General features: G+C 59.4%; 15 protein-coding genes and 1 tRNA gene. 5 read left to right on the top strand and 11 right to left on the bottom strand.

Annotation, left to right across the window (positions count from 1 at the left end; genetic code table 11):
* Positions 1 to 53 precede the first annotated feature (53 nt).
* The 3 genes from CXR43_RS08830 to ypfJ form a co-directional block, all read right to left on the bottom strand.
* Positions 54 to 2,699, bottom strand: a complete 2,646-nt coding sequence (locus CXR43_RS08830; RefSeq protein WP_103333614.1) for a Hint domain-containing protein — start codon at positions 2,697 to 2,699, stop codon at positions 54 to 56.
* 771 nt (positions 2,700 to 3,470) lie between these two features.
* Positions 3,471 to 3,555 (bottom strand) — tRNA-Leu (locus CXR43_RS08835).
* A 56-nt stretch (positions 3,556 to 3,611) separates the two neighbouring features.
* Positions 3,612 to 4,454 (bottom strand): KPN_02809 family neutral zinc metallopeptidase, encoded by an 843-nt coding sequence (gene ypfJ / locus CXR43_RS08840; protein ID WP_103333615.1) that lies wholly within the window; start codon positions 4,452 to 4,454, stop codon positions 3,612 to 3,614.
* Positions 4,455 to 4,577: 123 nt separating this feature from the next.
* Here ypfJ and CXR43_RS08845 point away from each other — a divergent pair, with 123 nt between their 5' ends.
* Complete coding sequence (locus tag CXR43_RS08845) at positions 4,578 to 5,156, top strand: YqaA family protein (protein WP_103334139.1); 579 nt, start codon at positions 4,578 to 4,580, stop codon at positions 5,154 to 5,156.
* Positions 5,156 to 5,629, top strand: coding sequence for a disulfide bond formation protein B (locus CXR43_RS08850; RefSeq protein WP_103333616.1), 474 nt, complete (start codon positions 5,156 to 5,158; stop codon positions 5,627 to 5,629). Before CXR43_RS08845 ends, CXR43_RS08850 begins: the two co-directional genes overlap by 1 nt.
* Before the next feature lie 3 nt (positions 5,630 to 5,632).
* On the opposite strand, the gene CXR43_RS08855 is transcribed toward CXR43_RS08850, so the two are convergent.
* Entirely contained in the window at positions 5,633 to 6,838 is a 1,206-nt protein-coding gene (locus tag CXR43_RS08855) for a deoxyguanosinetriphosphate triphosphohydrolase (RefSeq protein WP_103333617.1), read from the bottom strand.
* A 75-nt stretch (positions 6,839 to 6,913) separates the two neighbouring features.
* Between CXR43_RS08855 and CXR43_RS08860 the strand changes: the two genes are divergently transcribed.
* Together CXR43_RS08860 and xth are read left to right on the top strand one after the other, a co-directional pair.
* Positions 6,914 to 7,261, top strand: a complete 348-nt coding sequence (locus CXR43_RS08860) for a HesB/IscA family protein (RefSeq protein WP_103333618.1) — start codon at positions 6,914 to 6,916, stop codon at positions 7,259 to 7,261.
* Positions 7,262 to 7,329: 68 nt separating this feature from the next.
* Positions 7,330 to 8,109, top strand: a complete 780-nt coding sequence (gene xth / locus CXR43_RS08865; protein WP_103333619.1) for an exodeoxyribonuclease III — start codon at positions 7,330 to 7,332, stop codon at positions 8,107 to 8,109.
* Here xth and rarD read toward each other — a convergent pair.
* The 5 genes from rarD to CXR43_RS08890 form a co-directional block, all read right to left on the bottom strand.
* Entirely contained in the window at positions 8,093 to 9,025 is a 933-nt protein-coding gene (gene rarD, locus CXR43_RS08870; RefSeq protein WP_103333620.1) for an EamA family transporter RarD, read from the bottom strand. The genes xth and rarD overlap by 17 nt on opposite strands.
* A 58-nt stretch (positions 9,026 to 9,083) precedes the next feature.
* The gene (locus CXR43_RS08875; protein WP_103333621.1) at positions 9,084 to 9,500 is read right to left on the bottom strand and encodes a cupin domain-containing protein; all 417 of its coding nucleotides are present in this window, start codon (positions 9,498 to 9,500) and stop codon (positions 9,084 to 9,086) included.
* Positions 9,501 to 9,586: 86 nt separating this feature from the next.
* The gene (gene eno / locus CXR43_RS08880) at positions 9,587 to 10,864 is read right to left on the bottom strand and encodes a phosphopyruvate hydratase (protein WP_103333622.1); all 1,278 of its coding nucleotides are present in this window, start codon (positions 10,862 to 10,864) and stop codon (positions 9,587 to 9,589) included.
* A gap of 39 nt (positions 10,865 to 10,903) precedes the next feature.
* Entirely contained in the window at positions 10,904 to 11,803 is a 900-nt protein-coding gene (locus CXR43_RS08885) for a DMT family transporter (RefSeq protein ID WP_103333623.1), read from the bottom strand.
* Entirely contained in the window at positions 11,800 to 12,219 is a 420-nt protein-coding gene (locus tag CXR43_RS08890) for a Fur family transcriptional regulator (RefSeq protein ID WP_103334140.1), read from the bottom strand. Before CXR43_RS08890 ends, CXR43_RS08885 begins: the two co-directional genes overlap by 4 nt.
* A gap of 694 nt (positions 12,220 to 12,913) precedes the next feature.
* On the opposite strand from CXR43_RS08890, the gene CXR43_RS08895 reads away from it, so the two are divergent.
* On the top strand, positions 12,914 to 16,603 hold the full coding sequence (locus CXR43_RS08895) for a vitamin B12-dependent ribonucleotide reductase (RefSeq protein ID WP_103334141.1): 3,690 nt from the start codon (positions 12,914 to 12,916) through the stop codon (positions 16,601 to 16,603).
* 430 nt (positions 16,604 to 17,033) lie between these two features.
* On the opposite strand, the gene CXR43_RS08900 is transcribed toward CXR43_RS08895, so the two are convergent.
* Complete coding sequence (locus tag CXR43_RS08900; RefSeq protein ID WP_354001007.1) at positions 17,034 to 20,942, bottom strand: baseplate multidomain protein megatron; 3,909 nt, start codon at positions 20,940 to 20,942, stop codon at positions 17,034 to 17,036.
* Positions 20,943 to 21,416, bottom strand: coding sequence for an NlpC/P60 family protein (locus CXR43_RS08905; RefSeq protein ID WP_103333624.1), 474 nt, complete (start codon positions 21,414 to 21,416; stop codon positions 20,943 to 20,945).
* Between the last annotated feature and the right edge of the window lie 4 nt (positions 21,417 to 21,420).

The raw sequence follows: 21,420 nt of genomic DNA on the forward strand, positions 1-21,420 counted from the left end.
GCCCTATTGCCGGTCGGACCCTGTGGTGAGGACGCGTGCTTTACAGCGCCGTGTCACCGCACCAGAAGGCGCGCCTCATGCTTTTTCAACGTCTTGCGGGCGGCTTGATAGGCCTCGACCCCGGCAGGGGCTTTCAGCTCGGGGAACAGCTCCATCAGCTCGCTGCGCTGTGAGTTGCCAAGACCCCGCAGCGTGTAATCGCCGGGCTGGAAGCTTTCGGTCCAGGCCCCGTTCGACAACACCACCTCATGCTGATCGAACATGAAATGGACATAGGTGGTGCCCACCGAGTCGACCTGCTGAATGCCCTTGCCGCCGACCAGATGCTTGGCCGCGACCAGCACTTCATGCTCGTCAAAATACAGGGCGGTCCGGTCGTTGGCCACCAGCACGCGGTGGTTGGGCGACAGCATCATGTCGCGCTCTGGCAGGCCATTGCCCAGACTGCCAGCCTTGACCATCACCGGCCGCAGATGCGGATTGGCGGCAAAATCATGCCAGCCCATCTGCTTGGCCCCCATCCATCGGATGTCTTGAATGCCATTGTCACGGGTGATGACCTTGTCACCGACCCGCAGATTTTCGACCGCAATTTCCCCCTTCGGGGTGGCGATCAGGGTTCCAGGGGTAAAACACACGATGCTCTCGATATTTGTGAAGGTTGATCTGCCAATAACGTTGCCGTCTGCGTCGAGGTAGTCGACATAGCCGTCAAAGCCGTTGCCGTCGCTGTCGACATTGGTGCGCACCACGTTGCGCGGGCCGGTGCCCGTCAGGTCGAGGGTGTCGAAATCATCCCCTTCGGACCCGCCGAACACCGCGTCGCCGATGCCCACGCCGGTAAAGATGTCACGATCCGCGCCGCCAAAGGCCAAATCGGCAAAATCATCGGGCGCGCCGGTCGCAGGATCGGCCAGGTCGAAGACATCATTGCCTGCGCCGCCAAACAGGACATCGGCACCGTCGCCCCCGATCAGCGTGTCTGCGCCTTCGGCGCCGACCAGCAGATCATTGCCACTGCCGCCATCCATAAGATCATCACCGGCGCCGCCTTCCAGCGTGTCATCGCCCGCAGCGCCAAGCAGCGTGTCCTGGCCATCGCCGCCCAGCAGGATGTCGTTGCCTTCGCCACCATCCAGCAGATCATTGCCCGCGCCCCCGTCCAGCAGATCAGCGCCGATGCCACCGAACAGGCCGTCATTGCCAATACCGCCATAGAGGGTGTCATTGCCATGCTCGCCGTACAGCGTGTCATCGCCGGCGTCGCCATAGATCAGATCGTTGTCGACTCCGCCGTACAGCAGATCATTGCCATCACCGCCAAACAGGGTGTCGTTGTCATCCATGCCATAGAGGGTGTCATTGCCCGCGCCGCCGGTAATGATATCGGCGTTGTTCATCGGACGCAGGTCGCCCGCATCGTTCGGAATGTTGATGGCATCGGGGAAAGACAAATCGAGGCCGCCATAGACCAGGTCGTCGCCCAGCCCGCCGTCAATGCTGTCATTGCCCTCTGACCCGATGATGGTGTCATCGCCGTCCCCGCCATAGACGGTGTCATTGTCGACACCGGCGTCGATGTAGTCGTTACCGGTGCCGCCATAGATCAGGTCGGCATCATCGCCGGTGAAGATGGTATCGTTGCCCGCACCGCCGTAGACGGAGTCTCGGTTGTTGAAGGGGTCGGCGTCGGCGGGATACAGGCCGGGATAGTCGATATCGGGCTGCGGAAAATCCGCCCGTGTGTCGATCAGGTCGTCGCCCTCGCCGCCATAAACCTCATCGCGGCCGCCACCGCCGAAAATCATGTCAGCGCCGTCTTCGCCGTACACCACATCATCACCTGGCCCGGCATAGACAAGGTCATTGCCCAGACCGGCAAAAATGGTGTCATCACCGTCGCCGGCGACGATCCGATCATCATTTGGCCCGTCTCCGGCAAGGATCGCATCATTGCCATCGACCACATCGCCATCGAACGGATCGACATAGGCCACGTCGATCAGGTCGTTGCCGGCGGTGCCGCGCACGATGCCATCGCGGTCACCCGCTGGCGGCAGGTTGTCGACCGAATCCGAGATCGAGAAGAATTCGACCGCCCCGGCATAGTGCTGATCGACATTCTGCACGGTGCCTGCAGGCGAGGTGGACTGCCCGGCCCCGATGATCCAGTTCTGGTTGATCGGCCCCATATCCATGGTCAGGCCAGCGGGCACATCATCGGCAAAGCTGCCGCTGGTGGTCAGGTTGTCGATCTGCACCCGGCCGCCCGATCCTGCGGCATCCCAGGAATAGCTCAGGCGGATGGTGTCACCCGGGGCCTGAAATCCGGCGGCGGTTTCAAAGATCGTGGTGCCTGTGGGGCTTTCATGGCTGATCCGCACCGCCCCATCGGGCAAGGTCTCGACCCGGAACCCGCCCGCAGTTTCGCCTGCGCTGTCGCGCGACAAAATGGTACGCGGTTCGGTCAGGGTGGTGCCGCCTGCCAGGCTGAACTCAATGTCCAAGGTGCCGCGGGTCAGCTGAAACGCTGGGTCCACGTAAATCTTGACGATATCGTCCACGCCATCCAACACCGCGCGGCCACCAACTGACAAGGCGCCGTTGATATATTCGCCAAGCTGTGCGCCATCATCTGCTGCGCTGTCCGTGGCGGTGGTTGCGGGATCGTTCAGGTTGTAAAGTGCGATAATCGTCATTGTACGTTTCCTTACAGCGGACGGGACATCCCGCCGCACAGATCACTTTGCACCGTCCCCTGTCACAGGGCCGGCACCTTGGCGTTCTGCACAGGCCCCCCTGCGCATTCACCACGCGACCTGACGTCCGGTTCACCATGCGCATCCCCGCAAGGCATCTGCCTTCCGAGACTGCCATGATTCCGCATTTCGACCCGCGATTGCCCACGGCCCGACATCCGATCCATTGTCCAGAATGCTTGGCAGCACACTGTCACCAGACGACCGCCCCCACGGTCAGTTGTCCTGCCCAGCAAGACAATCAAATACCTACAATCCATTAAGGCTAACGGGAAGTAAAAAAGGCAAAAATGCGCGACTTCCGGGGCGACGATGCGCCCGCAAAAGGGCATAAAACGCGACGCGCGCTCAGAAACCACGGGTCGGGCACGTTCGTGCGCAGACTGCCTGTTTCCGGATGTGAAACGGCATGGCCCGGCTTGGGCCCGCATTATGCGCCATTTCCCGGCCCAGCACAGGGAACTGACCCGCCAAACTGCGGCTTTGCCCAGAAGGTAGAAACAATCTTACGACTGAAAAAGTCGCGCATCGCCGCGCCGCATTTTTGCCATTCCGCAGCTTTAGCGCCAAAGCGCGGGTTTCCCGAATGGCAACAATTAACACTTTTTTAGCGGTTTGACGCGAATCGTCCGTGCGGCACCAATAGGGCATGGCCCGGCATGTGCCGCCTTGCACCTGCGGTTGCTGTGCTATCGTCTCACTAAAACAGGATGGTGCCCGAGGTCGGACTCGAACCGACAAGCCTTGCGGCGGCGGATTTTGAATCCGCTGCGTCTACCAATTCCACCACTCGGGCCACTCGGCACATCGTTTAGCCGCCCTGCCGGGCGGCGTCAACAGGCTGTGCGCGGGCTAAAGATCGTCGGTGGCAAAGGTATCGCAGGCGGCAATCTGGCCCGATTGCAGCCCGGTGACAAACCAGCGCGACCGCTGCTCGGCCGTGCCATGGGTAAAGGTATGCGGCATCGGGCGTCGACCGGCGGCGCGTTGCAATGTGTCGTCGCCAATCTGCCGCGCGGCATTTACCGCCTCTTCAATGTCATCGCGGTCAATCGTGCCAAAATTGCGCGCCGCCGTGCGGGCCCAGACCCCCGATAGACAATCGGCCTGCAATTCGATGCGCACCGAGATGGCATTGCTGTCGGCCTGGCTGACCTGTTGGCGCAGCTGGTTGGCCTGGCCCAGAATGCCCAGCTCGTTCTGCACATGATGGGCAATTTCATGGGCCACCACATAGGCGGCGGCAAACTCCCCCCCTGCCCCCAGCCTTTCTTCCATGACGGTGAAAAATTCCGTATCCAGATAGGCCTTTTTGTCGCCCGGGCAGTAGAATGGCCCGCTGGCCCCCGAGGCCCCACCACAGGGGCTTTGAGTGGCCCCTTTGAACAGGACCAGCGTGGCAGGCTGGTAGTCCCGCCCCAACTGCGCCCGGAACAGCTCGGCCCAGACCTCTTCGGTATCGGCAAGGGTGACCGAAACAAACTCGCCCGCCGCGATATCGGCTTGCGTCAGATCCGCAGGGGCCGAGGATTGGGTGCCGGTCTGCTGCAACAAGGGGGTGACGTCGATGCCAAGGAAATAGCCGATCACCAGAACGGCGATGACCCCGACGCCGCCGATACCGCCTGCTTTTGCGCCAGAGCTGCGGCGACGGTCCTCGATATTGCGGCTGCCCCGCCGCCCACGCCACTGCATCTCCCGTGCCCCCTTGACTCATTTTCCACACCCACAGTAGCGAGATGCTGGCGGAACGGAAAGCGTTCTTGACCTTTGTCTACCGTCATGATGCAAGCCTCGCGACAGCAACGGGAAGTCCAGATGATCCGCGCCTTGTATGACTGGACGATCCGGCTGGCGGAACACCCGCGTGCGCTCTGGGCCCTGGCCTTTGTGGCTTTTGTCGAAAGTTCGGTGTTTCCGATCCCGCCCGATATTCTGATGATCCCGATGATTCTGGCCGCGCCGCGCCGCGCCTTCCTGATTGCCACCGTCGCCACAGTCATGTCGGTGCTGGGCGGCATGTTCGGCTATTGGATCGGGGCGGTGCTGTATGAAAGCGTCGGGCTGCCGGTGCTGGAATTCTATGGCAAGACGGACAACTTCGAGGTCTTCAGCGACCGCTACAATGAATGGGGCGCATGGTCGGTGCTGATCGCAGGCGTGACCCCCTTTCCGTACAAGGTTGTCACCATCCTGTCGGGCACGACCGGGCTGGATCTGGTGGTGTTCACGATTGCATCGATTGTGGCGCGGGGGTTCCGGTTTTTCGTGGTGGCGGCCCTGCTGTGGAAATATGGCGCACCCATTCGTGATTTCATCGAACGGCGCCTGGGCCTCATGTTCACGCTGTTCATGCTGCTGCTGGTCGGCGGGTTTGTTGTGCTGAAGGTCTTGTGATGCTGGTCCGGTTGTCATCGCGCGCTTTGGTTGCTCTTGCGGGTGCAGGATCTGCGGCCGTGCTGGCCGGGGCCTTTGCGTTCCAGCATATCGGCGGTCTGGCCCCTTGTGCCCTGTGCCTGTGGCAACGCTGGCCGCATGCGGCGGCGGTGGTGATCATGGCTCTGGCGCTCATGGTGCCGCATCGCGGCCTTCGGCTGTTGGGGGCCTTGGCCGCGCTGACCACGGCGGCCATCGGCGGCTTTCACATGGGCGTCGAATATGGCTGGTGGGAGGGGTTGGCCACCTGTGGCGGCAGTGCCATCACCGGCATCAGCGTCGATGATCTGCTCAACCCGGCTGCAAGCGTCGGTACCCCGGCCCGCTGCGATCAGGTGGCCTGGTCGCTGGCCGGGATTTCGATGGCCGGATGGAACATGATCCTGTCGCTGGGCCTGGCCGGGATCTGGCTGATGGCAGCCCGGCGCGCCTGAAATCTAGGACGGGAAAGACGGGCCGGTGTGGGTTTCGACCAGGACCCCGCCGCACAAGCGGCCATGTTCGAGAATGGCAAAACGGTCGGTCATGCCCGCCACATAATCGGCCACCGTGCGCGCCAGTTCGGTCTGATCGTTACAGGCCTGTACCGCATGTTCCCATTCGGCGGGCAGCAGGCCCGGGTCGGCCAGATAGGCCGCGAACAGATCCTGCACCACCTGTGTGACCTTGGCCCGCACCTCCATCACCGAAGGCGCGCGGTACATGCGGTGGAACAGAAAGCTGCGGATCGCCTTCAGCTCCTGGTACAGCGGTTTGGAAAAGCGGATGATGGTGGTGCCCATCTGGCGGATATCATCGACCGATTGTGGTTGCGCCGCCTCCAGCCGGCCCTGCGCCACCGCAATCACATCCTCCACCATGCGGCCGAACACCCGGCGCAACGCTTCGTGGCGCCGCCGCATCGGGTCCAACCCCGGGTAAAGCGCATCCACCTCGGCGAAGGCGGGGCCGGTGACGGGCAGCTCCATCAGATCGGCGGCATCGAACAGACCCGAGCGCAAGCCATCATGGAGATCATGGTGGGAATAGGCCACATCATCGGCAATCGCCGCCACCTGTGCCTCGGCCGACGCATGGGTGTGCAGATGCAGATCCCATTGGGCATTCACCTCCGCCAGAGCATAGGGCAAGGGGCCCGCATGCTTTTCACTGGCATTTTCGCCGATGACCGGGCCGTTGTGCTTGGCGATACCCTCCAGCGACTCCCATGTGAGGTTCAGCCCGTCAAAATCGGCGTAATGCCGTTCCAGCCGGGCCACGATGCGCAGCGCCTGCGCGTTGTGGTCAAACCCGCCATAGGGTGCCATCAGCGCCCCCAGCGCATCCTCACCGGTGTGGCCAAAGGGCGTGTGGCCAAGGTCATGGGCAAGGGCAATACACTCGGCCAGATCGGTGTTCAGCCCCAGCACCCCCGCAATCGTGCGGGCGACCTGCGCCACCTCGATCGAATGGGTCAGGCGGGTGCGATAGTAATCGCCCTCATGCTCGACAAACACCTGCGTCTTGTGTTTAAGCCGCCGGAAGGCGGATGAATGGATGATCCGGTCGCGGTCGCGCTGATAGGGCGAGCGAAAGGACGACATCCGTTCTTCATGCAGGCGACCGCGGGAGGCATCGGGTTGGCAGGCAAAAGGCGCAAGCATGGAACTGCCCGTTCTTGTTGAAATCTTCTATCGCCCTTATATTGCACCATGAACCCCAAGGATATGTGAAAAATCATGGACCTGACCCTGCCCCCCGATGCCCTGCATCCGCGCGTCACCGACCGTGCCTTTGCCCGGCTGGCCGAAATTGCCCAGATGACCGGGGAGCAGAAATCGCTGCGCGTGGCCGTCGAAGGCGGCGGATGTTCGGGGTTTCAGTATGAAATCAAGCTGGATGATCCGGCGGCGGATGATCTGGTGCTCGAAAAAGACGGCCAGCGGGTTCTGGTCGATGCGGTGTCCCTGCCCTTCCTGCAAAACGCGGTGATCGACTTCACCGAAGAGCTGATCGGCGCGCGCTTCGTGATCGAGAACCCCAATGCCAGCAGCAGTTGTGGCTGCGGCACATCGTTTTCCATGTGACGCCTGACCGCTTGCCTTGGGCCTGCGGTTGACCGATAGCTGGGACCGCACCATCGAAAGGCTGGCCCATGCGCATTGCAACCTTCAACATCAACGGCATCAAGGCCCGGATCGAGGCGCTGCCACGGTGGTTGCAGGCGCAAAACCCGGATGTGGTCTGCCTGCAGGAAATCAAATCTGTCGACGAAGGGTTCCCGCGCGACCTGTTTGAAGACATGGGCTACCGGGTGGAAACCCATGGCCAAAAGGGTTTCAACGGGGTCGCCATCCTGTCACGCCTGCCGCTGGAAGATGTCACGCGCGGCCTGCCGGGAGATGACAGCGATGCGCAATCGCGCTGGATCGAGGCGGTGGTGATGGCGCGGCGCCCGGTGCGGGTCTGCGGGCTCTACCTGCCCAACGGCAACCCGGCACCCGGGCCGAAGTATGATTACAAACTGGCATGGATGGCGCGGATGGAAACCCGCCTGCGTGCCCTGCTGGCGCTGGAAGAGGCCTTCATCTGCGCCGGTGATTATAACGTCATCCCGCAGGCGATGGATGCCGCCCGGCCCGAGGCCTGGGTGGATGACGCGCTTTATCTGCCGCACACCCGCGAAGCCTTTCGCCGGATGCTGAACCTTGGCCTGACCGATGCCTTCCGCGCCCGCGAACAGGGCGCAGGGCATTACAGCTTCTGGGACTACCAGGCCAATTCCTGGGAGCGCAACAACGGCATCCGCATCGACCATCTGCTTTTGTCGCCTCAGGCCGCCGACCGGCTGACCGGGGCCGGCATCGACCGCGAGGTGCGGGCGGGCGAAAAGCCGTCAGATCACGTGCCGGTCTGGATCACACTGGCCGATTGATCTTGGCCGACTCCCGGGCGCGGCCCCGGGCGCGCAGCATCGCCACGGTGTAAATCACCAGCGCCGCCCAGATCATCGGAAAGGCGATCAGCCGGACGGTGCCAAACGGCTCGCCAAAGACAAAGACCGCGATCAGGAACACCATGGTGGGCGAAATATATTGCATCATGGCAATGGTCGACAGCCGCAGGCGCTTGGCCCCGCTGCCATAAACCATCAGCGGAATCGCCGTCACCGCCCCGGTCCCGATCAAGAGCAGGTCATCGCGCGTTATGCCCTGGCCGAAATGCGCCGTGCCCTGCCATTGCACCCACAGCAGATAGCCAAGCGCGATCGGGGCCAGCAGCATCACCTCCAGCGTGAAGCCCTGATTGGGCCCGATCGGCAGCGATTTCTTGAGATAGGCGTAAAAGCCCCAGGTCACCGTCAGACCCAGCGCCACCACCGGCACCCGCCCCGCGTCATAGGTGAGCAGCACCACCGCTGCGGCGGCAAGGCCAAGCGCGGCCCATTGCGCGCGGCTCAACCGCTCGTTCAGCAGCAGCCGCCCCAGCAGCACCGAAAACAACGGATTGATGTAGTAGCCAAGCGCCGCCTCCAGCGCAAAGCCTGCCCCGATGGCCCAGACATAGATCCCCCAGTTCACCGAGATCAGGGCCGCAGTGGCCGCCCCCATGATCAGCGTGCGCGGGGTCTGAAAGGCGCGGCGCAGATCCTGCGTCCGCCCCAGCCACCAGATCACCACGAAGGCAATCGGCAAGGACCACAGCACGCGGTGCGCGATGACCTCTACCGGCGGAACATGCGCCAGCAGCTTCATGTAAAGCGGCATGACACCCCAGATCAGATAGGCGATCAGGGCGAAATAAAAGCCGGCGCGGCTGTCATCATCTTGGGCGGGGGGTGCGGCACTCATGCCACCCGCTTAGCGCTTTGGCCGCGCCGCCACCAATGCCAATTTGTGACCGGAACAATCAGCGCGGCAGATCGAACTCCGGCGGGGCCAGCACAAAGCCGGCAAAGTCGAAGCCCGGGCTGACAGTGCAGGATACCAAAGAATAGTCTCCGGTCGAGCGCGCCGCCTGCCAGTCCCCCGCCGGCACCACAATCTGCGGCATCTGCGCGCCCAGCACATCCGGCCCCAGCAGATGATCGACTGCCACATCCCGGCCCACCGACAACACCACCGGCGCGCCCGCATGCCAAAGCCAGATCTCATCGGCATCAACATGATGCCAATGGCTGCGCTCGCCCGATTTCAGCAGGAACAGGATGGCCGTGCCAGAGGGACGCCCGTTGACAACAGGCCCCACCCAGGTCTGGCGATACCAGCCCCCTTCGGGATGCGGCGCAAGACCCAGACGGGCAATGATCCGGTCAGCCTCTGTCATCGCGCCCCCCGCCCTTTGCACTTTTGTGAAATCTCCCGCCGAAGGCGCCCGGCATCCGCCGCGACCGCCCCCGCCGGGAGGCTGTCTCAGCCCTTCAGGATCGACCGGCCGGCGTATTCCGCCGTCTCGCCCAGCATTTCCTCGATCCGGATCAGTTGATTGTACTTCGCCAGCCGGTCAGAGCGCGACAGCGAGCCGGTCTTGATCTGGCCGCAATTGGTGGCGACCGAAAGATCGGCAATGGTGCTGTCCTCGGTCTCACCCGAGCGGTGGCTCATCACATTGGTGTAACGCGCACGATGTGCCATATCCACCGCCTGCAGCGTTTCGGTCAGCGTGCCGATCTGGTTCACCTTGACCAGCATCGAGTTCGCCACGCCCTGTTTGATGCCTTCGGCCAGACGTTTCGGGTTGGTCACGAACAGGTCATCCCCCACCAGCTGGATCTTGTCACCGATGGTGTCGGTCAGCAGCTTCCAACCTTCCCAATCATCTTCGGAACAGCCGTCCTCGATGCTGATGATCGGGTAATCTGCTGCAAGAGATGCAAGGAAATCGACGTTTTCTGAGATGGTTAGCGAGCGTCCTTCACCTTTCATCTCATATTTGCCGCCTTTGAAATACTCGGTCGCGGCGCAATCAAGGGCCAGATACATGTCGACACCCGGCTTGAAACCGGCCTTCTCGATGGATTTCAGAATGAAATCAAGTGCATCGCGGGCAGAGTTCAAGTTGGGTGCGAAGCCACCCTCATCGCCGACATTGGTGTTATGCCCGGCCTGCTGCAGCTCTTTCTTGAGCGTATGGAACACTTCCGATCCCATGCGGATCGCGTCGCGGATGTTGTCCGCGCCCACCGGCATGATCATGAATTCCTGAATATCAATAGGATTATCAGCATGTTCGCCGCCGTTGATGATGTTCATCATTGGCACTGGCAGCATGCGGGCCGAGGTGCCGCCGACATAGCGGAACAAGGGCTGTGCGGTAAATTCGGCGGCTGCTTTGGCCACGGCCAGCGATACGCCCAGAATGGCATTGGCCCCCAGCCGGGATTTGTTCGGGGTGCCGTCCATTTCAATCATGGTGCGGTCGATGCCGACCTGTTCGGTCGCGTCATAGCCCACCAATTCTTCGGCCAACTCGCCGTTCACGGCGGCCACGGCATCCAGCACGCCCTTGCCCTTATACCGCGATGTGTCGCCATCGCGCTTTTCATTGGCCTCATGTGCACCGGTCGAGGCACCCGAGGGGACGGCGGCGCGGCCCATGGCACCGCTTTCCAGTGTCACGTCCACTTCAACGGTGGGATTGCCGCGACTGTCGAGGATTTCGCGGGCGTGAATGTCAATGATCGTGCTCATGGGGGCTCCGTATGGCGGATGATGCTCTCGGCCCCGTCTTTACCTTGCGTCGGCCTTTATGGAAAGGGCGCGCCTGCGCTGTGCCTCGCGGGCGAAGGTGTAAAGACCCGAACCGATCACCAGTGCCGCTCCGGTCAGCATCCAGACATCCGGCCGCTCGCCCAGAAAAATCATCGCCAAGATCATGGCAAACACCAGCCGCGCATACCGGAAGGGCGCCACCACCGACACCTCGCCCAGCCGCATCGCCGCCGTCACCGCGTAATAGCCAAAAAGCCCGGTGATCAGCGCGCCCGTCAGATCAAACCATTGAGACGGATCAATGGCTTGCAACCTTTGCCCCTGGAGCGCCATCAAGATCAGCCCTGCCGGCACCAGCGAAAGATAGGCCCATGTCGTCAACTGAAAGGTGCCGATGCTGGCATCCATCACCCGCGTCGACAAATCGCGCGCCGCCATCAGGACCACGCAGGCCACCGTCAGCAGGCCCGCGAGGCGAAAGCCCTCCGTCCCCGGTTGCAAGATGATCAGGACGCCCCCAAAGCCAACCGCAATCGCACTCCAGCGCCGCCAGCCGACCTTTTCCTTCAGCACCAGCGCTGCCCCCATTGTCACCACCAGCGGGGAGGCTTGCAGAAGGGCCGAATTGACCGACAGGGGCAGCAGGGCCAGTGCCGTGATATAGAGCATCGCCGCCCCCGCCTCGGACAGGCTGCGCAGACCGGCAGCCCCGGTCAGGGCACGGCGGGTCAGGATTGGCTGGCCAAGGCGCGCGGCACACAGCCAGAACGCCAAGGCCCCGCCTGCCCCCATCAACGCAATCACTTGCCCCGGCGGCATCGTGGTCGCGGCGCGCACGAGAAACAGATCTTCAAAGGCAAAGGCCGCCATACTGGCCACCATCAGGGCCGCCGCACGCGGGTTGTCGGCGCTGCTCATCCCTTTGGCGGTTTGTTGACCGGTACGCCCAGCAGTTCCAGCCGGTGTCCGATCAGCCGGTAGCCCAGCCGAGCGGCAATGCGTTCCTGCAATGCCTCGATCTCGGGATCGACAAATTCGATCACCTCGCCCGAATTCACATCGATCAGATGGTCATGATGGTCGCGTTCGGCATCTTCATAGCGGGCCCGGCCATCGCCGAATTCCAGCTTTTCCAGCAGGCCGGCCTCTTCAAACAGCTTGACCGTGCGGTAGACCGTGGCCAGCGAAATGCGCGGATCGACCCGCGCCGCGCGGGCATAAAGCTCTTCGACATCGGGATGGTCTTCGGCCTCGCCCACGACGCGGGCGACGATGCGCCGCTGTTCGGTCATTCGGAGGCCCTTGGCCTCACAACGGGCGATGATGTCGGTCATGGGCTTGCTTTTGCGGAACCAGTGTTCCTTTGCTTTAGCCCAGTGGCGCAGGGCGCGCCACCCCAAAGCCCGATGCTGCGTGATGGTGGGGCAAGTCAGGGTCAGGCCAAGCGGATGGGCCATGCCGGCCAAGGCCCCTTGTCCGTCAGTTGCCACAGGATCATGGCACAGAGGACACGGTGGATCGGCTGGTGCCACAGCAGGCATCGCGGCGGGAATCAGGGCGCACCCGAAAACGGCTGCGCACTTGCATCGGTGGTGCAGCCTCAGGTGATGGAAACGTTTCGGCACAACCCTGCGGCAATGAACGAGAATCTGTTCCAGTGCCACTCTGCCTCTACGCCCGACCCCGCAAAAATCTGCGCATCGACGCGAGGTTACCCTGTCGTCAGGCGGAACGCGACCTGGGTCTGGTCAAGCGATTTTTTGTGATGAATCGATAAAAATTCGGTTGAAGGACCTGAGGCTATACGACAGTTTGACAGGCGATCCTGACGGGACACTAAATGTGGTGTCATCCAAGGCCAAGCTAAACATTCTTCGTACGACAGTGCTCAGAGGCACTGCGCCCCCGTTTGCGAAAACGGTCGGGCCCGCGAAATCTGTCTGGCTGCCGCATCCGACAGGGCTGTGATCGGGACCAACAGGCCACAACCGGATGTGAACCGGGGCCATGAAAGCAAAGGCGGGGCAGATGAAAATCGAGCGGAATTTCACGAGCGAAGCAACCGGCGCCTATGGGGCGATGGAATTCACCAAAACGGTGTCCGAGATTCGCAATCCTGACGGCAAGGTGGTGTTTCGCAACGACGCGGTCGAAGTGCCAACAGGGTGGAGCCAGGTCGCGTCAGACGTGCTGGCGCAGAAGTATTTCCGCAAGGCCGGCGTGCCGGCGCGCCTGAAACCCGTCAAGGAAAAAGGCGTTCCCGAATTCCTGTGGCGGTCCGTTGCAGATGAAGAAGCGCTTGCCGCCCTGCCCGAAGACCAGCGCATTGTGGGCGAAACCAGCGCCAAACAGGTGTTTGACCGTCTGGCCGGGGCCTGGGCCTATTGGGGTTGGAAAGGCGGCTATTTCACCACCGAAGCCGATGCGCGGGCCTATTATGACGAGATGCGCTTCATGCTGGCCCGACAGATGGCAGCCCCCAACAGCCCGCAATGGTTCAACACCGGGCTGCATTGGGCCTACGGCATTGACGGCCCATCACAGGGTCATTTCTATGTGGATCACAAGACGGGCAAGCTGACCCGTTCGACCAGCGCCTATGAACATCCGCAGCCGCATGCCTGCTTTATCCAGTCGGTCAAGGATGATCTGGTGGGCGATGGCGGCATCATGGACCTTTGGGTGCGTGAGGCGCGGTTGTTCAAATACGGCTCGGGCACCGGGACCAACTTTTCGTCCTTGCGTGGTGAGGGCGAAAAGCTTTCGGGGGGCGGCAAGTCTTCTGGCTTGATGGGCTTTCTCAAGATCGGTGATCGGGCTGCAGGGGCGATCAAATCAGGCGGCACCACGCGGCGGGCAGCCAAGATGGTGATCTGCGACATGGATCACCCCGATATCGAGGCCTTCATCAACTGGAAGGTGATCGAGGAGCAGAAAGTCGCCAGCCTTGTCGCAGGGTCCAAGCTGCACGAGGTACGGCTGAACGAGATTTTCACCGCAATCCGGGAGTGGGATGGGTCTGCCGAAGACTCGGTTGATCCGGCAAAGAATGCGGCACTGAAGGCGGCGATCAAAACGGCGAAGAAGTCGATGATCCTCGACACCTACACCAACCGCATCCTGCAATATGCGCGTCAGGGCTACACCTCGATTGAATTTCCGACCTATGATGTGGACTGGGATTCCGAGGCCTATGTCACGGTCTCGGGCCAGAATTCCAACAACTCGGTCCGCGTCACCGATGCATTTCTGACGGCGGTGAAGGACGATGCCGACTGGGCCCTGATCCGCCGCACCGATGGCAAACCGGCCAAGACCATCAAGGCGCGCGATCTTTGGGATCAGGTGGGCCATGCCGCATGGGCCTGCGCCGACCCCGGCATCCAGTTCCACGACACCGTGAATGCATGGCACACCTGCCCCGAAGATGGCCCGATCCGCGGCTCGAACCCCTGTTCTGAATACATGTTCCTTGACGATACGGCCTGCAATCTGGCGTCGATGAACCTGTTGACCTTCTTTGCCAATGGCGCTTTCGATTCAGATGCCTATATCCACGCCACGCGGCTTTGGACGGTGACGCTGGAAATTTCGGTGATGATGGCGCAGTTCCCCAGCCAGGAGATTGCGCAACGCTCTTATGATTTCCGCACGCTGGGGCTTGGCTATGCCAATATCGGCGGGCTGCTGATGAATATGGGTCTTGGCTACGACTCGCATCAGGGCCGGGCGATGTGCGGCGCGCTGACGGCGCTGATGACGGGTGTCGCCTATGCCACCAGCGCCGAGATGGCTCGGGAGTTGGGCGCATTTGCAGGCTATGACCGCAACCGCGACCATATGTTGCGCGTCATCCGCAACCACCGCGCCGCGGCCCAGGCCAGCGGCAGCTATGACGGTGTGAATGTGAACCCGGTGGCGTTGGATCACCGCAATTGTCCCGATCAGCGCCTTGTTTCGCTTGCGAAATCTGCCTGGGATGAGGCGCTGGCGCTGGGGGAGGCGCACGGTTTTCGCAATGCGCAGACCACCGTGATCGCCCCCACCGGCACCATCGGTCTGGTCATGGATTGCGACACCACCGGGATCGAACCGGATTTTGCGCTGGTGAAGTTCAAGAAGTTGGCGGGCGGGGGCTACTTCAAGATCATCAACCAATCTGTCCCGGCAGGACTGGAGGCCTTGGGTTACCCCAGCCATCAGATCGCTGAAATCGTCGCCTATGCCGTGGGTCACGGCTCTATCGCGCAGGCGCCTGCCATCAACCATACCGCACTGGTTGGCCATGGTTTCGGTCCGCGCGAGATTGAGAAGATCGAGGCTGCTCTACCCTCTGCCTTCGACATCCGCTTTGTGTTCAACCAATGGACACTCGGCGAAGATTTCTGCAAAGGCACATTGGGGATACCAGCAGACAAACTGGCGGATCCGAGCTTCGATCTCTTGCGTCACCTGGGCTTCACGCGTGCCCAGATTGACGCCTGCAACGACCATGTCTGTGGCACGATGACCTTGGAAGGTGCCCCCTTCCTGAAGGAACAACATTACCCGGTGTTCGACTGCGCCAACGCCTGCAGCAAAAAAGGCAAGCGTTACCTCTCAGTTGACAGCCATATCTATATGATGGCTGCGGCCCAGTCCTTCATCTCGGGTGCGATTTCCAAAACCATCAACATGCCAAACTCGGCCAGCATCGAAGAAACCCTGGCCGCATATGAACTGTCACACTCCCTCGGCATCAAGGCCAATGCGCTGTACCGTGACGGTTCCAAATTGTCGCAGCCGCTGGCCTCTGCGCTCATCGAAGACGATGAGGAGGCTGAAGAGATCCTTGCCTCCGGCTCGATGCAGGAAAAGGCAAAGGTGATCGCAGAAAAGATCGTCGAAAAGGTGATCGTCAAGGAAATCATCCGCAGCCATCGTGAAAAGCTGCCAGAACGTCGCAAGGGCTATACGCAAAAGGCCATTGTCGGTGGCCATAAGGTATACCTGCGCACCGGCGAATATCAGGACGGGTCTTTGGGAGAAATCTTCATTGACATGCACAAGGAAGGGGCCGGCTTCCGCGCGATGATGAACAATTTCGCCATCGCGGTTTCGGTGGGTCTGCAGTATGGCGTGCCTTTGGAAGAGTTCGTTGAGGCCTTTACCTTTACCCGGTTTGAACCGGCGGGCATGGTGCAGGGGAATGACAGCGTCAAGAATGCAACATCGATTCTTGACTATATCTTCCGAGAGCTGGCCATTTCCTACCTCGACCGCACAGATCTGGCGCATGTCAAGCCAACGGGCGCATCTTTCGACGATCTGGGGCGCGGCGAAGACGAGGCAAAGCCGAATTTGGCCCCGATGACCGACGCCACGGCGTCACGAGGGTTGAAGGTGCTGCGTCAGATCTCCTCGACAGGCTATCTTCGCAAGCGCCTGCCGCAAGACTTGGTCTTGCTTCAAGGCGGGATGGGAGAGACCGACGAAGCCGCCAGCATCGATCCAATGTATGTATTGAACACCCTGATGCCACAGGGACGCGCTGCAGGCACGGCTGACGGCGCTTCAGCTTTCGCAATCGGTGCGGCTAACAGCATTGATGCCCGGACAAAGGCAAAAATGCAGGGCTATGAGGGCGACCCCTGTGGTGAATGCGGTAATTTCACGCTGGTCCGCAACGGAACCTGCATGAAGTGCAACACCTGCGGTGGCACGAGCGGCTGTAGCTGACGTGACATTAGGTATAGTGATATGATCGATCAAATGACTGCCAACTTAAGCTTCCAAACGAACCCATAATTCCTTGAAACGAAAGCCGCCACGGTGAGACGTGGTGGCTTTCACTTTTGTCTTTAGCCAACGAGTGATCTGGCCAGACATGACGGAATCAGCACAGGCGACGATTCCATAGAAGACCTGCGAACATCTGCTGTGGCGCTTTAAGATGCTGCGGGAATGCTTGAGGTCACCATCAATGGTCGCATCCGGTTTGTTCGCGATTAGCGTCAGTCACCGTAAAAGGCTTTCTCTTCGCGAAACTTCTGGTCAGGAATACAAAGATTTTAAAATTCGCCCAGTTTGTTGATCGACATCGGGACAGTGGCCGCAAGTCGCGCAGATGCCGTCAAATCGAATTTGGTAGAAGAATCAAAAAACTGGCCTAGTTACTGTAGTTGACATCAATCCGCTTGACTGGTCCCACCCCGTAGACTGCTGAGATTTGACTGACTTCCAATGAATAGATCGAGGAAATTCCGATCAGCCCTCTTTGCTCAGTAGACATCATATACCGCGGCTCAGTCACAACTTCGCTATGCAAAACACGGCCATCTGAAGAAAAGATACGGACCTCATAAAGCTCGCGCTCTTCACCGAGTGGCGCATCATACCCCTCCCAAGAGTCGCCACCAAGTCTAGACCGCCGAATCCAGGTGAAGATGTGACTTTCTGATGTGTCCAAGGCAACCTGCAAGTGCGAGACCGAGAAAGGGCGGAGTACCACACCTTTAAATGCTAAGACATCGTGAACCACCGTATCAGCCCCGATATCCTCGCTTGAGAAACCCAATCGATAGTGACGTTCAACATTCACTTGTTCTTTTGAAAGTGAAATCTGAGTTAAAAAATCGTTGATAAGCACAACGTAACTTCCGATGGGCCAGGAGGCAGGCATCACTGAATCTGTTCCCATCAATCCCCTGAGACGAGCCGTCAAGGAGTAAACGCCGGGGGAAATTAGTTCAGCGGTCTGATACTGAAAAATCTCCCAGCGGGTCGGATCGTCGCCACCGATTGCAATTAGGTTTTTCCCCGCAAGCAATCCGGAGGATGACGTTGACTCCAGAATTCCAGTCTGCATTTCAACAATAAGGCCTGCCCCTCGATCAGTAATGCCAGGGGCGCAGGCGGGCAAGTCAGACCGTGTTTTCCCGACATTTGAAGCAGCGAAAAATCTGGTATTTACAGTATAGTCAGAATCCTCATTCGCAGACCACAAAACAACTGATCCGGTCCAGGGTTCTGCGGCAACGGCTATAAACGGCGCTGCAGCAACTTGAGTGTCTTTGAAAAGAGGCAGATCGATCCAGATCCGCGAGACAGGGCCAGAGTCACGGAATGAGGTCCAGCCTTGATAGTCGATCTCTTGTTCTTGAACACGGTAGCTCCAAGTCTCGACGCAACTTGCAATTATTGCAACCTTTTGATCAAGTTCAGCGCTGTCGATTCTGTAGGTTAACCCGTCTGTAGAAATTGTGTCACCGACCCCTAGAAACATATAGGATAGCGGCAATTCCAGCTTCAACTGATCGCGTGAAGCCAGGGCTTGAATCAGCCAATTCTGCGCAGTTGCCTTGGCTATCTCTCCCGGCAATACCAACTGATATTCAGTTTCAACCACGTTTGGAGAGTCCGACTCTGCAAGTGAGATTTCCACAACAGACGCCCCGAATGTTCCATCTGCAGAAACATAAGTAAAGCGCAGCTTTTCAGGCGCATCATTGTTCGAAAGGCGGATCAATTGAAGACTTGAAGATTCATCTTGAGCGACCGCGATCAAGCCCTTGTCAATTGCAACATCAGAAAGCAGCCCACGCGTCTGAAAACTCAGGATACTGTTCTTTTCTGTGCAGTCAAAGCCGTAAGTGACGAGCAGTGGCTGCAGTCTGGCGCGCCCTGATTGGGTATCGGACACTCCGTAACCATGCACCAATCCAAACAAATACCTTGTGTCAATCCGTTCGACACCACAATCTGCACAAATTTCTCTAACCACTTTGTCAAGCGGCGCAGAGCTTGCACGGCCGTTCAACCAGTGACCACGGTAATAATTACCTCCATCTGACCAGAGATCCGTGGCGCGGGGAAACGCAGGAAAAGGCCGTGCATCCCAAGCCCATGCATAGGCATGATCCATATCCACCATGCGACCCGCATAAAATTCCGATCGTGGGTTATGATCAGTATCCGACCAGAATTCGTGCTGTGCCCGAAAATATTGCATCTGGATAAAGTCGTCCCGGACTCCCGTCGAGGCACGAGGAATGGCAGACTCAGATGATTTATCGTCAATGAACTTGTTGGGCTCGTTGGTACCCTTGTCAATTGCAGCACAGCCGTATTCAGTAAACCTGAACGGTTTGGATCTTGGACTCCAAGACGTGGGTGATGCCTGACGGACGCCATCAATGCGGTTGTGATGTACATTGGCCCACCAGGACCTGAGATCCTTATACCGGAAAACCCAATCCTCGCCTTGCAGGGTATCTCGAATCTCTATCCTCCTTTGGGCATTGAAGCCCTCTTGACCAGAGTAGTACCAGTCAAACCCTTCTCCACCCATAACGTTTGATTTAAGATAATCTAGATTATAGATCGACAGCCAATCTGCATCAGCGTGTCTTCTCGTATCTCTCCAGTCAGATATGGGCATGTAGTTGTCAATACCAACAAAATCAATGTTATGATCAGACCAAAGCGAATCAAGATGAAAATAGACGTTGTCACCTATGTGATAGCCAAAATACTCACTCCAATCGGCAGCATAGCTGATTTTGACATCCGCTCCCAAGATGCCACGCACATCTGCTGCCAGTTTGATGAGGGCCTGAACGGCGGGGAAACTATGATTTTCCCCTCTGATCTGCGTGAGGCCGCGCATTTCAGATCCGATGCAAAAAGCCTCCACCCCTCCTGCAATCTTACACAAGTGAGCATAGTGAAGGATAAAGCGCCGATACCCCCACTTTTCTTCTCCATGATAAAAGATCTGGTTCTGTTCAGAGATTGAAAAGTCGTCAGCTTGTGCGTCGCCAAAGAATGACGCGACTTCCAGGGTTGCCAATGCTGTGAGATCGGGGCTGGCCGGACGCCCAGGCGCAACAGAAAGGGTAAGACGTCCCCGCCAAGGCAATGCAGGCTGAAACTCGTTATCTGAATAGGGATCAGCCAGCGTATTGCCGTCCATTTGATCCATAAGGATGAACGGATAGAACATCACTGATTGGCCCCTTGCGTGCAGGGCAGCAATCGCTTCGATGATGGTGGAATCGGCCGGGGTGCCACCGTAAATTGATCTTCCCTCGCGGCGTGGAACTTCGGCGGCTTCACTTCGTGTAACCCCACCTGATCGCCAGGGGTTTTTCACGGCCTCCAAGTCTTTTTGTTCGACCTTGGGCTGCACCTCACACTGATTGCACCGCAGATCATTGCCAAACCAGGATACGACCAAGGACACAGCCTTGCAGTTGGGCAGTTCCTGCTGCAACTGGTTCAACGATGTGGACAAATCCGTTTCACCACTGGGTGTGTTCACATTGAGCGTGCGTGTCACCCCAAAACCTTGTTCCTCCCAGACTTTCTTGGTTCCAAGCGCATATTCACCCGTCCCCGGAATCAGGGTGACCGCCTTGATGGCATCTTGCAGGTCTGCTACCCGTTCTGCCTCGGTACCTTGCGCCGGTCGAATGACTTCAAAGCTCAGTTGCGGGACGCGGTTGCCATAGGCCGACAACTGAAGGTCCTCGATGACTGCGTAGGCAATGCCCCGATAGGCTGGCGCATGCATCGATCCCATCTGCGCCTCGATCAACGGATCGGGAAGTTGATCCTCACTTCCGGTGTAGACGCGCAAATTCAGGGACGTTGGCGCAATTTCATCACCATCAGCCCAGATCCTGCCGATACCCAGAATGTTGCCCTCGCACAATGCAACAGCCAGACTGACGGAATAGGAATATTGCACAGCCTTGGGCGAGGGCATGCCTTTGCCGCCGCTTGTGCTGCGGCTCTCCCGAAACGGCGATGCCCAGATGACCTGACCGGCAAGGCGCATCCGGCCCCAGCATTTGGCGATAGCTGCGCCCTCGCTGGCCCCCATGATATGGAAACGGTCGAGTTTTCCCACTTCGACAGCATCAGAGCCCGTACCCATGATCCGCTGGTCTACGGCGCGCCCGATCGTCGCGCCGACTGCTCTGCCAATCACGGCGCCCGAGAGCCCCAGCACAGTACCGCCTGCACCAGCCCCCAATGCGGCACCGGCTGCAGAAAAAAGGATCGTAGCCATCATTCAACCTTTTTCAGGAAAACAGTAAACAGCCACGATGCGACGCAGCCATGGTCCGGACAGAGAGCTCTCGACCACGCCGTAGCCGGTGTAGGCATGGATGAACTTCGGGGTGGGCGCGTCCTCGGAGACGATGCCAAGATGCTTGGCAACCGCACCGTTGCGCATCCGGAACAGGAGGACATCACCCTTTGACAGCGAGAGGTCAGGCTTGCGGCAAAGACATTGCCCCGCCGCTTGCATCAGGATTTCCTCACCCGAAGGCTCCGACCAATCCATTGAATAGGCAGGAGGACACAGCGGTTCCGGCCCGATCAGGGCACGCCACACGCCTCGGATCAAGCCGAGACAATCTGTGCCGGCACCCCGGGTTGTGGCCTGGTGGCGATAGGGCGTTCCAATCCAGCTGCGCGCCTCTTCGACGATTTTGCCACCGAAAGTCGGGTCAAGCGATGCAGCACTTGTGAAAGCAGCCATGCCA

The sequence above is a fragment of the Pseudotabrizicola formosa genome (assembly GCF_002900965.1).
GTDB classification, from domain to species: domain Bacteria; phylum Pseudomonadota; class Alphaproteobacteria; order Rhodobacterales; family Rhodobacteraceae; genus Pseudotabrizicola; species Pseudotabrizicola formosa.